We start from the raw sequence: 13337 nt of genomic DNA, 5'->3' as shown, positions 1-13337 counted from the left end.
CATGCAGGCGGCCTGAGTTCAGGTCGCCTGTTTTGCTTTAAGACTAAATGCCGATCCGCCGCTCGATCAGAACGGATAATGTTGCTGCGGATCTTCGATTGTGATCCAGCGCAGATTGGTGAAAGAGTCTATGCCAGCCGATCCGCCGAAACGCCCGTAACCGCTCTCCTTCACGCCGCCGAATGGCATTTGCGGCTCGTCTCCAACCGTTGGTCCGTTGATGTGGCAAATGCCGGCATCAATTTTGCGCGCCGCTTTCAAGGCGCGGTCGATGTTCTGGCTGAACACGGCTGAGGATAATCCGTATTCAGTATCGTTTGCCAGTTCTATGGCGTGACTGTCGCCGTTGGCGCGTATGACGCAAACAACCGGACCGAAGGATTCCTCCCGGAACAGGCGCATGGCGGGGGTGACCTTGTCGACGATAGTTGCGGGCATGATCGTGCCGTTCGCTGTTCCACCGGTTGTCACACTGGCACCGGCGCTTTTCGCGTCCTCGACAAGTTCCAGTACCCGGTCGACTGTGCCTTGCGCGACGACAGCACCAAGAGCGACCCTTTCGCGCGGGTTGCCGACAGGCAAGGCGGATGCGCGCGCCGTAAAGCGTTTCACAAATTCATCGGCGATTTTTTCGTCAATGATAATGCGTTCGGTCGACATGCAGATCTGACCTTGATTCATGAAAGCGCCGAAGATCGCCGCGTTGACCGCGCCGTCCAGATCGGCGTCATCCAACACCACTAATGGAGCCTTGCCGCCGAGTTCAAGGAGAACAGGCTTGAGGTGTTTCGCTGCTTCAAGGGCGATGATCTTGCCCACGCGTGTCGAGCCGGTAAAGTTGATCCGCTTGACGAGCGGATGTGAAACCAGCCCCGACACAACTTCCGGCGCGTCGGCTGCGCTGTGACTGACGACGTTCAGAACGCCAATGGGCAAGCCAGCATCCAGCATGACATCGCCAAGCATCCGATGCAGGCGAGGGCACATCTCGGAAGCTTTGAGCACCACCGTATTGCCGCAGGCAATCGGCATTGCGAAGGCGCGGACAGCCAGGATCACCGGCGCATTCCAGGGCGCCATGCCGACCATGACGCCAACCGGCTCACGCATCGCCATGGAGAGCGTGCCGGGTTTGTCGGATGGAATGATTTCGCCCTTGATCTGCGTCGTCGCAGCAGCGCATTCACGCAGGATCTTTGCGGCGAGCCCGACATTGAAACCGATCCAGGGTGCGGTTGCGCCGGTTTCCTCAATTCCGCAAGCGACAAAGTCTTCAAGCCGCGCGTCGAGAATATCGGCAGCCCGCAGCAAAATGGTGCGGCGCTCGCTTGGGCCCGTCTCCGACCATGTGGCGAAGGCGGTAGAGGCGGATTTTACCGCCAGATCGATATCAGCCAGTTTGGCAGCCGGGGCGGTTGTGGCCTCTTTTCCAGTAACCGGATCGAGGCGGTTGAATGTCGCTTTATCTAAAGCGGCAACGTCCTGTCCGTCGATCAGCATTCCAATATTCATGTTTTTCTCCCGGGTGAATGAGTAGAGAGCGGCTGCTGTGGTCCATTGCAATAGAGCTGACAGCCGCAGTCAAATCAACTGAGATCAACTATCCGATCAAACGAACGCATGAAATGGTTGTTCTCTTCCGGGCTGCCGATGCTGACGCGGATGAAAGTCGTATAACCTTGTTGCTTCCAAGGTTTGACAATAACGCCGTCTCGCAAGAGCTTCTCTGCAAAAGAGACGGAATCCGCCTTTACGTCGATGAACAGAAAGTTGCCTTTCGACGGGGCGAACCGGATTTTTCGCGTCGTGAGAAACTCAGCCACCCGATCCCGTTCACGCAAGGCAAGTGCTACGCCTGTAGCAAGATGTTCGGTGTCGCGACGAGCGATCAACCCTGTCGCCTGCGCAATCGCATTGGCATTGAAGGGCGTGCGGGCGCGGTCGAGATATCCGCGCAAGACGCTGCTGCTTGTAAGGCCAAAGCCGAGGCGCGCGCCTGCCAGACCGTAAGCCTTGGAAAAAGTCCGCAGCACTACCCAGTTGAGATCGGTATTACGTAACAGGTCGATGGCTGACGGATAGTCATCGCCAGCGGCATATTCCGCATAGGCTTCATCCAGTACAAGCAAGGTGTCTGGCGAGACGGCTTTTATAACCCGTTGCAGTGCGTCTGGATCAAGCCAGCTGCCTACCGGATTGAGCGGATTTGCGAACATGACAAGGCGCGGGCCTTTCGCGACGGCCGCCACTAATGCGTCGATATCCACCTCCAGTGATTGCTTGACTTCAACCCGTTCGACGGTTGCGCCCATCAAGGTTGAATAGTCTTCATGCAAAGGGAAGGAGGGATAAAGTGTTACGACGCGATCGCTGGCGCGAAGGACAGAGCGGCAGATCACCCCAATGAGATCTTCTGACCCATTGCCCAGAATGACCTGATCTTCGGGCCACTGAAATTCTCGTGCTATCTCCAGCGCCAAAGTGCGACCGGAGGGATCTGGATAGAGTCGCAGCAGATCATGCACGGATGCAAAAAGCTCTTCGATTTTTGGGGATGGGCCTAATGGGTTTTCGTTCGAACCGAGCTTTGCGATCTGAGCCGGGTGATATCGCCCTTCAACTTCGGCCATGGTGAGTCCCGCATTATAGGGGCTAAGCGCCCGTATTTCTGGACGAATCAGACTGCCGAGCGATGCTTCATTTTTGGTCATTTGCGTTCTCCTCTGACGGCGCGCTCTTGGATGTGGCGCGTCCTTCATAAAGAGAGTTCTAAGACTAAACTCCTATTTTGTATATATATGTATAGACAAGTTCCGAAAAAGATGGCTTTATGTCGGGGAGACCATAAAAAATTGCTAAACATTACTCGCAGAATGATTAGAAGTTCTGGCGATGTTTTGTTCAGGCAAGGTCCATAGGGGAACATGATGCAGGTTTTATCGCTTTTCGACCTTAGCGGGCGTAAAGCGCTGGTCACCGGTGCAAGCCGGGGGCTGGGACAGGCTATTGCCGAAGCACTTGCATCGGCAGGAGCTGATGTTTCCATAACAGCGCGCAAGTCCGACGATCTGACCGAAACGGCTTCTCGTATTGCCGCTCTTGGGCGCGCTTGCGTGCCGCTCTCGCTGGATGTGCGCGACGTTGCTGCCTGTGCTGACGTGGCTGCGCAAGCTGCTGCAAAACTGGGCGGTCTGGATATTCTCGTTAACAATGCCGGTTATGAAGAAATACGGCCCTCGCTCGACGTTGACGAAGAGCTGTGGGATCGCATTGTCTCGACCAATCTGAAGGGCGCTTTCTTTTGTGCTCAGGCTGCCGCGCGTCACATGACGGATGCCAAAAACGGTGGCGCAATCATCAATCTTTGTTCACTCACCTCCTATGTCGGCGTGCCGACGGCAGCGCCTTATGGCTCGTCGAAATCCGGCCTTATGGGTATGACGCATGCACTCGCAACGGAATGGGCGCCGCATGGCATTCGGGTCAACGGTATCGCACCCGGCTATTTCCGTACGTCGATGACGGACATCTTTTATGAGAATGACGAGTGGCAAAAATCCATGCTGGACAAGATTCCGCAAGGTCGGTTTGGCCGGATGGAAGATGTCGCCGGAGCCGTCGTTTTTCTGGCGAGCAAAGCTTCGGCTTATGTGACGGGGCAGATTATTCCAATCGACGGCGGCTATCTGGCATCGATTTAAGTGTTTCGGAGTATCGAAACACGATTTGAGACAATTCTATCTGGCGTTTTTAAACGCCTTCGAATGAAACGGGAAACATTGATGAAAACCACCGAAAACGGAACAGGCTCTGCTGCGAAGATCGGACCGGTTGCCGTCTCGGCCAAGAACGTCAGCATGATCTATAACGGCTTTCATGCCGTCCGATCGGCTTCATTTGACCTCGAACAGGGGCGTTTCCTGACTATTCTCGGGCCGTCCGGCTCGGGAAAAACGACTTTGCTGCGACTTATCGCAGGCTTCCAACGCCCGAGTGTCGGCGAGATCTTCATTAATGGTCAGGCTGTCAGCGCAGTCCCGTCGCACAAGCGTTCGATCGGCATGGTGTTCCAGAAACTCGCCTTGTTTCCGCATATGACAGCGGCGGAGAATGTCGCCTTCCCACTCAAGATGCGCCGTTTTGATGCTCGTACCATTCCCGAACGGGTTGAGCGCTATCTCGATCTGGTTCGTCTTGGCGGATTGGGTAGCCGACGTGTCCACGAACTTTCCGGCGGTCAGCAGCAGCGTGTCGCCATTGCGCGCGCCCTTGTATTTGAACCTGATCTTCTGCTGCTTGACGAACCGCTGGCCGCACTCGACCGCAAGCTTCGTGAAGAAATGCAGCTTGAATTTCGCCGCATCCAGCGCGAACTGGGCGTCACGACCATCAACGTCACCCACGATCAGCGGGAAGCACTGGTTGTGTCGGATGAGATCATCGTTATGGATGGCGGCGAAATACAACAAATGGCAAGGCCGTCGGAAACCTATCGTAACCCGTCCAATGCTTTTGTCGCAAACTTCATCGGCGTCACCAACTTCATCACCGGTAAAGCTGCCGCCATGGATGGCAGCGTTGTGCAGATTGATGCAGGGCCGAAACTTGCTGGTGTCGCTGTCGATGGTCGTAAGCCCGTTGCGGCAGGCGATACCGTTTCTTGTGCCATTCGCGCCGAACAGATCCGCATTGGTTCCAATGCCGAGAGCGGTGCAGGGCTTGATACGAAGCTTGAAGGTGTGGTGACTGATGCGATTTTTGAAGGCGAGCGCATTGTTTACGAATTGCGCGTGCCCGCGTTGGGCAACGCGTTGATGCGCGTGTTCGATCACGATCCGGTTGGACACAGCCAGTTTGAAGAAGGCGCGACTGTTCCCATTGGCTGGAATGCCCGCGATCTAATCGTTTTTGCAGCATGAACTGAACACCTGACTAGAGACAAAACCCTAGAGGAGAGAACATAATGAGCGCTCTGAAGAAGCCATTTTTGATACTCGACCGCCGTCGCTTCCTGCAAAGTGCGGGCGCTCTTGCTGCTGCAGCCGGAACGACTTCACTCGGCCTGTCCCGCGCCTTTGCAGAAGAGCCTGCGAAGCCAAAGGAACTGATTGTTCGCGCCTGGGGTGGCAGCTGGGTCGACGCGCTGAAAGCGGGCGTTTCCGATCCCTTCACCGCGAAGACCGGCATTTCAATTCGCCACGATCTGACTGAAGACAACGAGATCCAGCCGAAGCTTTGGGCTGCGGTGGCGCAGAAGCGCATTCCGCCGATCCATGTCAACTGGGATACGACGACCAATGCGACCAAGTCGGCATTGCGCGGTGTGACGGAAGATCTGGCCGATCTGCCGAACTTGAAGAACACTACCGATCTTGCCAAGCCGGTCGGCCTCGACGGCTATCCGATCGTCAATACCTATGGCTATGTCTATGTGCTGGCCTATCGCCCGGAAGCGTTCCCGGACGGCCCACCGAAGTCGTGGCATGCCCTGCTTGATCCGAAGTTCAAGGGACGCATCGCGCTTTACAATGATGGCATCGGTTTCCACTTCCCGGCGCAGGTTGCCGGTGGCGGCAAGCTTGAAGACATTCCGGCCAATATGCAGCCAGCCTGGGATTTCATTACAAAGGTGAAGCAGCAGCAGCCGCTTCTCGGTGAAGATCCGGATTTCACCACCTGGTTCCAGAAGGGTGAAATCGATCTGGCCTGCACCATCTCGACCAATGCACGCGAAGCGCAGAAGAACGGCGTCAAGATCGACTGGACCGTTCCAGAAGAGGGTGCAAAGTTCGACACGGATGGTCTTTGGGTTCCAAAGGGTCTGCCAGAGAACGAACTTTACTGGGCCAAGGAATATGTCAATTTCGCCTTGACCAAGGATGCACAGCAAGTCTGGCTCGATGGTCTCGGCTTGCCGGGTGTGGTTCCGGGTTTGACCCCGCCGGCCGATCTGGTGAACGACCCGGCTTATCCGACGACGGAAGAGGATTTCAAACATCTCATCCGCATCTCGGCCAAGGTACAGGTTGAGAACGAGAGCGAGTGGTTCTCCAAGTTCAAGGCAATTATGCAGGGCTGAGCCAGCCTCGTGAACAACAAGGGTCGCCCCAACAGGGCGATCCCGATGCCCGATATCTCACGGCAAATATTCAGGAATTGAAACATGCGAGCGGCACGCACTGCCTATCCCATGACATGGCGCATCATGGACGCGCTGGAAGCAATCGCAGCCTTTTTATGGCCCGCGCGGTTCAACCGTGCTGTGCCCTATCTGATGCTGCTTCCGGCAATTGTTCTGGTTGGCTTGTTGGTGCTGGGGCTAATCCAGATCGCAGATGCCAGCCTGCGCACGCTCGATACGTCGACATTCCTGATGTCGGACTATTATACGCTTGCAAACTACAAGCGGGCCCTGACGGAATCCCTTTTTGCGACGGTCGCCTGGCGCAGTCTTCTGGGATCGCTCGTCGTGACCTTTTTCACACTCGTTCTGGCATTTCCTTATGCGTATCTGATGGTCAGAACGCCTTCGGCCGCGCTGCGCAAATTTCTGCTGATTGCGCTTTTTCTGCCGTTTTTCATCGGGCAGGTCGTGCGCGCCTATGGATGGCTTATCATTCTGGGTAATCAGGGCATGGTGAACGAGGCGCTCGGTCTCGTCGGCATCGCGCCCCTGCGCCTGCTCTATAACTACCCCGCGGTTCTGTTCGGCCTTGTGCAATATATGCTGCCATTCGCAGTTCTGATGCTGGCGCCGGCACTGACGGCCATACCAGAAGAAATGGAAGCTGCGGCAAGTTCGCTCGGTGCGAACTGGTTGCGTACATTTGCGCATGTTGTGCTGCCCATGGCACGCCCGGGCCTGATCGGTGCGGGGCTGGTGGTCATGACGCTTTCGCTCACCGACTTTGCCATTCCGGCAATTCTCGGCGGCGGCTCTCAGGACTTTATCGCCAACGCGATCTATGACCAGTTCTTCCGCACGTCAGATCAGGGATTGGGGGCGACATTGGCGCTGCTTTTGGTCGGTGTCGGCTCCATCCTTGTCGGGATTGTGTTTACTCTGTTCGGGGCGGGAACGCTTGCCATGGGGAGGGCGCGCAAATGACCGCTCCATTGTCCAAATCCGTCGTTATCTGGACCTTTGTCATTGCCGTGCTGATCCTGCTTTCGGCCCCGACCATCGTGGTTCTCGGAGCCTCGTTTACCTCCGGTAATATGATCACCTTTCCGCCGGAAGGGTTTTCACTGAAGTGGTATCAAAAGATCGTCGGGACGAGTGATCTGTGGGACGCATTCCTGCGTTCGCTCTACGTCTCCTTCATCTGCACCATCGCGGCCATTCCGATCGGGACGCTCGCCGGTATTGCTCTGGCCAAATATGCGGTTCGTTTTGAAAAGACGATCCAGATCTATCTGCTTCTCCCTTTTACGATCCCGCTGATCGGTTCGGGCATCGGTTTGATGCTGATCTTCGGGCATGCGGGTATTCTCGGTCAGCTCTGGCCGGTGGGGATTGCAGCCTGCGTCATCAATCTCCCATTCATGATCTGGGCGGTGACAGCAAGTGCTGCCAATCTCGACGCCGATCTTGAACTGGCCGCCGCCAATTGCGGGGCAGGGCCTATATCGACATTCTTCTTTGTCACACTGCCCGTGGTGGTGCCGGGTGTGATCAGCGGCTCATTGCTGATGTTCATTCTGGCACTCAACGAGTTTTTGGTGAGCCTGTTGCTGGTTGATGCCCGTATCGTCACCTTGCCGGTGCAGATTTACAATTCGATCCGGTCCATCATCACACCCGATCTTGCAGCGATCTCCGTTGTTTTCATCGCCTGCGCTGCGTTTGCCATTTTCCTGCTCGACCGGCTGGTCGGGCTCGACATTTTCCTCAAATCGAAATGACCAGCTGCGTCCCCATCGCGGCAAGCAAGGAGCCGACTATGTCCGATGTTACCTTTCACGAACTGGCAAAGCTCGACGATGCTGGACGCGCGGAGCTTCTGAAGCGTTCGGAAACCGATCTTTCCGGCTTTGTCGAGAAAGTGAAGCCGATCATTGAAGCGGTGCGTACGGAAGGCGACGCCGCACTGGTGCGGTTTGCGCGCGATCTGGACAAGGCTGAAGTTGATCCGGCCAATATCAAGGCAACCGAGGCGGAGTTTGACGCGGCGTTCGACAAGGTTGAAAAAGACGTCATCGAAGCCATTCAGTTTGGCATCGACAATATCCGTCACTTTCACGAAGAGCAGAAGCCGGAAGCGATGTGGCTGAAGGAAATGCGTCCCGGCGCCTTTGCGGGTGACCGCTTTACGCCAATCCGCTCCGTGGCGCTTTATATTCCGCGCGGCAAGGGCGCTTTTCCGTCTGTCACCATGATGACAGCCGTTCCCGCTGTCGTCGCCGGTGTGCCGGAACTGGCCATTGTGACCCCGCCAACACCGGATGGCTCGGTTGATGCCGCCACGCTTGTTGCGGCACGTCTTGCCGGTGTGGAAACGGTCTACAAAGTGGGCGGCGCGCAAGCCGTTGCAGCGGTTGCTTACGGTACAGAGACCGTGAAGCGTGCACTCAAGATCGTTGGTCCGGGCAGCCCGTGGGTTGTCGCTGCAAAGCGGCTTCTTGGTGGCGTCATCGATCCGGGATTGCCTGCAGGCCCATCCGAAGCGGTGATTTTTGCTGATGATACCGTCAAGGGCGGTCTTGCCGCGCTTGACCTTTTGATCGAAGCCGAACACGGCCCGGATTCATCTGCATGGCTTGTTACGCATAGCCGTCGTGTGGTTGAGGAAGCACTTGCCGCTCTGCCCGATCATTGGGCACGCATGACGGAACAGCGCGTCGGCTTCTCCAAGACTGTGCTGACCGGCAAATATGGCGGCATCGTTCTGACGTCGTCAATCGAGGAAAGCTATCGCTTCATCAACGAATATGCGCCGGAACATCTGGAGCTTCTTTCGACCGATCCGTTTGCGCATCTTGGCCACATTACCGAGGCGGCTGAAATTCTCATGGGGCCGCATACGCCGGTCGTCATCGGCAATTTCGGCCTTGGCCCGAATGCCGTGCTGCCGACCAGCCGCTGGGCTCGGACCTATGGCCCGCTTTCAGTGACCGATTTCGTGAAGCGCTCTTCCATCGGCTATGTGACGGCTTCCGCCTATCCGGAATTCGCCAAGCATGCCCGCACGCTTGCCCGTTATGAGGGCTTTTCTTCTCATGAAAATGCCGTTTCGGAAATCCGTAAAGACTATCTCTGAGCAAGGTGAGTTCCATGAAAGCGGTCAGGCTTTATGCGGCCAAGGATTTGCGGGTCGAGACTATCGACCCGCCAGCGGCGCTTGAGCCGGGCTGGGTCCGACTGAAAGTGTCAGCGGCTGGAATTTGCGGTTCCGACCTGCACAATTTCGCCACCGGACAGTGGATCAGTCGCTCGCCATCGGTCGCGGGACATGAATTTGCCGGTGTCGTGACCGAGATTGGTGCCGGTGTCAGCGGGTTCAAGCCGGGCGATACGGTGATTGCCGATTCCAGATATTGGTGCGGCGAGTGCCCGGCTTGCAAGAGCGGTCGGCACAATGTCTGTTCCACTCTCGGATTTATCGGTGAAGTCTGCGATGGCGGCTTTGCCGAGGAGACTGCGCTGCCTTCCCGGTTGCTTGTCCCTTATGCCGCAAACATCAACCCTGTTGTTGCCGCGATGGGAGAGCCGCTTTCGGTCGCGTTACATGCCATTCGCAAGCAGCGCGTGCCGTTGGGCGAGGCGGTTCTCGTTGTCGGTTGCGGGCCGATTGGCGGGCTTGTTGCTTTATTATTATCGAGGTTGCACGATGGGCAAGTGCTGGTCTGCGACCGTAATGAACAGCGGGCACAACTGGTTGCACGGGTTACCGGCGCGACCAGTGTTCAGCTCAACAAAACAGCGCTGGAAGCAGCTCTATCAGGAAAGACTCTGCGTTATGCAATCGATGCGACGGGCAATATCGCCGTTTTGAATGCGATAATCGATGTTCTGTCGGGTGGTGGTTCTCTGGCGCTTGTCGGGATTTCGCACGGCAAGATTGAGCTTGATCCGAATGTTCTGGTCGAGCGTGAAATCAGTCTGATCGGCTGCCACGCCTATCAGGACGAGCTTGCGGAAATCGCAGCATTGCTCCCAGAACTGGAAGCATCGCTTGTCGAATTGATTGATCGAGAAATTTCGCTCGATGACGTACCAGAGGCTTACGACCGCTTGCTTGCAGGGCAAGCCGAGGGTCTGAAAACGATCATACGGATAGGAGCGTAGTTTATCATGGGCTCTGGCGGCAAGTCGGATACTGACCACGCTTCAGCGATGGAGCTGCCCGAAACAGCGGGGCCGCTTTACGAGAAGGTCAAAGCCCAGGTTCTGGAAAACATCAGGTCCGGTCGCTGGCCAGGCAATTTCCGCCTGCCTTCAGAACATGAGCTTGTCGATGCGTTAGGTATCTCACGCATGACGGTCAATCGCGCGCTGCGCGAACTCACCGACCAAGGCATATTGAAGCGCATTCAAGGTGTTGGGACGTTTGTGTCGCCACCAAAGCCCGAAACGACATTGATCGAAGTGGTGAATATTGCCAATGAGATCGTCGCACGCGGCGGCACGCATCGCGCTCAGGTGGTGGCGCTCGATGTTGTGCAGCCGGACGCCGCACTGTTGAACGCTTTTGAACTGCAAAGCCCAATACCTGTCGCGCATTCAATCATTGTGCATTTCGAAAACAATGTGCCTGTGCAGTTGGAGGAACGTTTCGTCAATACGCAACTGGTGCAGGACTATGAGCTGCAGGATTTCCGCATTATGACGACCTATGATTATCTGCAAAAGAGCACACCGATGACGGAAGTCGAACAGGTGATCTCAGCGGTTACTGCAGATGCAACGATTGCGGCTTTGTTGCAAATCGAGGTCAATGCGGCGTGTCTTCATCTCGACCGCCGCACATGGACCAGAGATACAGTCGCGACCGTCAACAAGCTGATCTATGCTGGTGATCGCTATCGTTTGGGCAGTCGCTACAAGCCCGAAATTTATAGGTAGTGTTTGCCTGTTTCGCGTCCTCAGCGTTTCCGAACCATCTCGACATTGCTGTGTTGAATACGCGCTTTGAGCAGGTCCTGACGCGAGACCAGACCAACGACCTTGTGTGATTGCGGGTCGAGTATAGGAATGCGTGGAATACCGCTCATGACCATGAGATCGGCCACCTCGCCCAGCGGCGTTGATGTAAAGGCTGTTGGTTGCGAGGCGTCGGAGAGCGTTTCGGCAAGGGATGCGGCCACAGGAGCGCCGGAAACCTGCCATTGCAGAACTTCCGATCTTGAAACAAGACCGAGCAAGCGCCCGTCATCGTCCAGAACGGGATAGGCTCTGTGGCGTGCGTCTTTGGTGAAGAATGCAATTGTATCGTCAATCGACTGCTTGCCCGACAGGCATTCGGGGCTGGGCGTCATCACGTGAGAGGCCTGCAGGAACGCAAACGGGTCCACCGAATATTCCTGCAATATATGCCGTCCCCGACGTGCAATTTTCTCCGTCAGAATTGAACGATTGAGAATGAGCACGCTGACGGCATAGGCCGAGGCCGAAGCGGCAATTGTCTCGGGCAGCGCGGCAAAATGGCCAGTGAGTTCAACTGCGAAGATCGCACTTGTCAGTGGTGCTCTCATCGCGCCGCTCAATATACCGGCCATGCCGATCATCGCCCAGAAACCTGCGCCGCCGGGCAAGAACTGACCAATCAAAGCGCCCAGAGCGCCTCCGAGCAGAAGAAGCGGAGCAAGGACGCCGCCGGAAGTGCCCGACCCAAGCGCGATCAGCCAGACCGCGGCCTTGACCACCAGCAGCAATGCGATTGCCTTCAGAGTCATTGAGCCATCCAGCAATTGCTGAATGCTGGCATAGCCTGCACCAAGGACATGTGGATCAATAAGCCCACCGACGCCAACCGCGATCGCTCCAAGAGCTGGCCACCACATCCAGTGAACCGGCAGCCGGTGGAACATATCTTCGATGCGATAAAGGCCGGTGGAGAGCAGCACGCTCTGGATGCCGACAATAGCGCCAAGCAGCAGCGCAAACAAAAGAGGCATTCCGCCGCTAACGTCGAGGCTCATAAAGGGGAAAAGCGGGCCTGAACTGATCAGAAAAGGCCGCCAGGCAGTTGAGACCAGAACAGCGACGACAACGGGTATGAAACTGCGCGGCTTCCATTCGAAAAGCAATACTTCCAATGCAAGCAGGATGGCCGCCATAGGCGTGCCGAATATCGCAGTCATGCCTGCAGTGGCGCCAGAGACAAGCAGGGTTTTCCGCTCCGCTGCACTCAGTTCAAAAAGCTGGGCAAACAAGGAGCCAATGGCGCCGCCCGTCATGATGATCGGTCCCTCGGCACCGAAAGGGCCGCCGCTGCCAATGGAGATTGCAGAAGATAGCGGTTTCAGCACCGCAACCTTGAGCGACAGACGGCTTTCACCAAACAGGATTGCTTCAATGGCTTCCGGGATTCCGTGCCCACGGATTTTTTCCGAACCATATCGCGCCATCAATCCAATAATGAGGCTGCCGATAACGGGAATAATAAGCGCCAGCCAGCCTAGTTGATTGTCGATGATTTCAGAATTTACGAATGAAAATCGTCCGAACCAGAAAAGATTGGTCGAAAGGGCGATGAGTTTTAGCAGCAGCCACGCCCCGAACGCGCCACCTGTGCCAACCACAACAGCCGCGAGCGCGAGCATCAACATACGGCGGTCGGTCGTATGGTCGCGCAACCTTGGAAGATTTGGTATGGCTGAAGGCGTGGACATAATCGCTCCGGGCTTGATGAGATCGGAAGCGAGATATATCGTATTACGATATAATTCAAGAAGGTAAAAATGGCTTCGAGAAAAATGACTGATAGCGATTATGCGGTGCTGGCGGATTTCCGCTATTCATTGCGAAATTTTATGGCTTTCAGCGAAACCAAGGCTGCCGAGTATCATCTGACACCGCAGCAGCATCAGGCTCTTTTGGCCATTCGTGCATCAACGGATGGCAAGGCCACTGTCGGTTATGTTGCGGAGCGCCTGGTTTTGAAGCCGCACAGCGCCAGCGGATTGATTGCGCGTCTTGAAGCTTTGGGCCTTCTCAGGCGGTTGCCCGGAGCGGACGATAAAAGGCAAACTCTACTCGGCCTGACCGACGAAGCCGACCACATACTGGCCGAACTTAGCCTGACCCACCGCGAAGAAATCCGTCGGTTACGTCCTCTGCTGCTTGATTTGCTGACGCGAATAGAAAGTGAAGCCTAGCAGCCTATTTCCGGTCC

12 protein-coding genes are annotated in these 13337 nt (G+C 56.0%); 9 read left to right on the top strand and 3 right to left on the bottom strand.

Annotation, left to right across the window (positions count from 1 at the left end; all coding sequences use genetic code 11):
- Nucleotides 1–66: 66 nt before the first annotated feature.
- Both QBD01_RS16920 and QBD01_RS16915 read right to left on the bottom strand, forming a co-directional pair.
- A complete protein-coding gene (locus tag QBD01_RS16920) occupies nucleotides 67–1512 on the bottom strand; it encodes an aldehyde dehydrogenase (protein WP_280993784.1) in 1446 nt (481 codons plus the stop codon).
- A 74-nt stretch (nucleotides 1513–1586) separates the two neighbouring features.
- A complete protein-coding gene (locus tag QBD01_RS16915; protein WP_280993783.1) occupies nucleotides 1587–2711 on the bottom strand; it encodes a histidinol-phosphate transaminase in 1125 nt (374 codons plus the stop codon).
- 216 nt (nucleotides 2712–2927) lie between these two features.
- Here QBD01_RS16915 and QBD01_RS16910 point away from each other — a divergent pair, with 216 nt between their 5' ends.
- From QBD01_RS16910 to hutC, 8 genes are all read left to right on the top strand, one after another.
- Nucleotides 2928–3701: a glucose 1-dehydrogenase gene (locus tag QBD01_RS16910; RefSeq protein ID WP_280993852.1), complete on the top strand. Its 774-nt coding sequence runs from the start codon at nucleotides 2928–2930 to the stop codon at nucleotides 3699–3701.
- Between the two features lie 81 nt (nucleotides 3702–3782).
- Nucleotides 3783–4919, top strand: coding sequence for an ABC transporter ATP-binding protein (locus QBD01_RS16905; RefSeq protein ID WP_280993782.1), 1137 nt, complete (start codon nucleotides 3783–3785; stop codon nucleotides 4917–4919).
- A 44-nt stretch (nucleotides 4920–4963) separates the two neighbouring features.
- Nucleotides 4964–6079, top strand: a complete 1116-nt coding sequence (locus tag QBD01_RS16900) for a PotD/PotF family extracellular solute-binding protein (RefSeq protein ID WP_280993781.1) — start codon at nucleotides 4964–4966, stop codon at nucleotides 6077–6079.
- An 84-nt stretch (nucleotides 6080–6163) separates the two neighbouring features.
- Nucleotides 6164–7108: an ABC transporter permease gene (locus QBD01_RS16895; RefSeq protein WP_182521528.1), complete on the top strand. Its 945-nt coding sequence runs from the start codon at nucleotides 6164–6166 to the stop codon at nucleotides 7106–7108.
- Nucleotides 7105–7905: an ABC transporter permease gene (locus QBD01_RS16890; protein ID WP_280993780.1), complete on the top strand. Its 801-nt coding sequence runs from the start codon at nucleotides 7105–7107 to the stop codon at nucleotides 7903–7905. The genes QBD01_RS16895 and QBD01_RS16890 overlap by 4 nt, the downstream gene beginning before the upstream one ends.
- A 38-nt stretch (nucleotides 7906–7943) precedes the next feature.
- Entirely contained in the window at nucleotides 7944–9260 is a 1317-nt protein-coding gene (gene hisD / locus QBD01_RS16885; protein ID WP_280993779.1) for a histidinol dehydrogenase, read from the top strand.
- A gap of 14 nt (nucleotides 9261–9274) precedes the next feature.
- Entirely contained in the window at nucleotides 9275–10288 is a 1014-nt protein-coding gene (locus tag QBD01_RS16880) for an alcohol dehydrogenase catalytic domain-containing protein (RefSeq protein ID WP_280993778.1), read from the top strand.
- A gap of 6 nt (nucleotides 10289–10294) precedes the next feature.
- A complete protein-coding gene (hutC, locus tag QBD01_RS16875; RefSeq protein ID WP_280993777.1) occupies nucleotides 10295–11065 on the top strand; it encodes a histidine utilization repressor in 771 nt (256 codons plus the stop codon).
- 20 nt (nucleotides 11066–11085) lie between these two features.
- On the opposite strand, the gene QBD01_RS16870 is transcribed toward hutC, so the two are convergent.
- On the bottom strand, nucleotides 11086–12834 hold the full coding sequence (locus tag QBD01_RS16870; protein WP_280993776.1) for a chloride channel protein: 1749 nt from the start codon (nucleotides 12832–12834) through the stop codon (nucleotides 11086–11088).
- A 69-nt stretch (nucleotides 12835–12903) separates the two neighbouring features.
- On the opposite strand from QBD01_RS16870, the gene QBD01_RS16865 reads away from it, so the two are divergent.
- The gene (locus QBD01_RS16865) at nucleotides 12904–13320 is read left to right on the top strand and encodes a MarR family transcriptional regulator (RefSeq protein ID WP_280993775.1); all 417 of its coding nucleotides are present in this window, start codon (nucleotides 12904–12906) and stop codon (nucleotides 13318–13320) included.
- Nucleotides 13321–13337: the final 17 nt, after the last annotated feature.

Origin of the sequence: Ochrobactrum sp. 19YEA23 (assembly GCF_029909865.1) — a bacterium.
In the GTDB taxonomy this organism is placed as follows: Bacteria; Pseudomonadota; Alphaproteobacteria; order Rhizobiales; family Rhizobiaceae; genus Brucella; species Brucella gambitense.
This window is presented reverse-complemented; position numbering and strand designations above follow the sequence as displayed.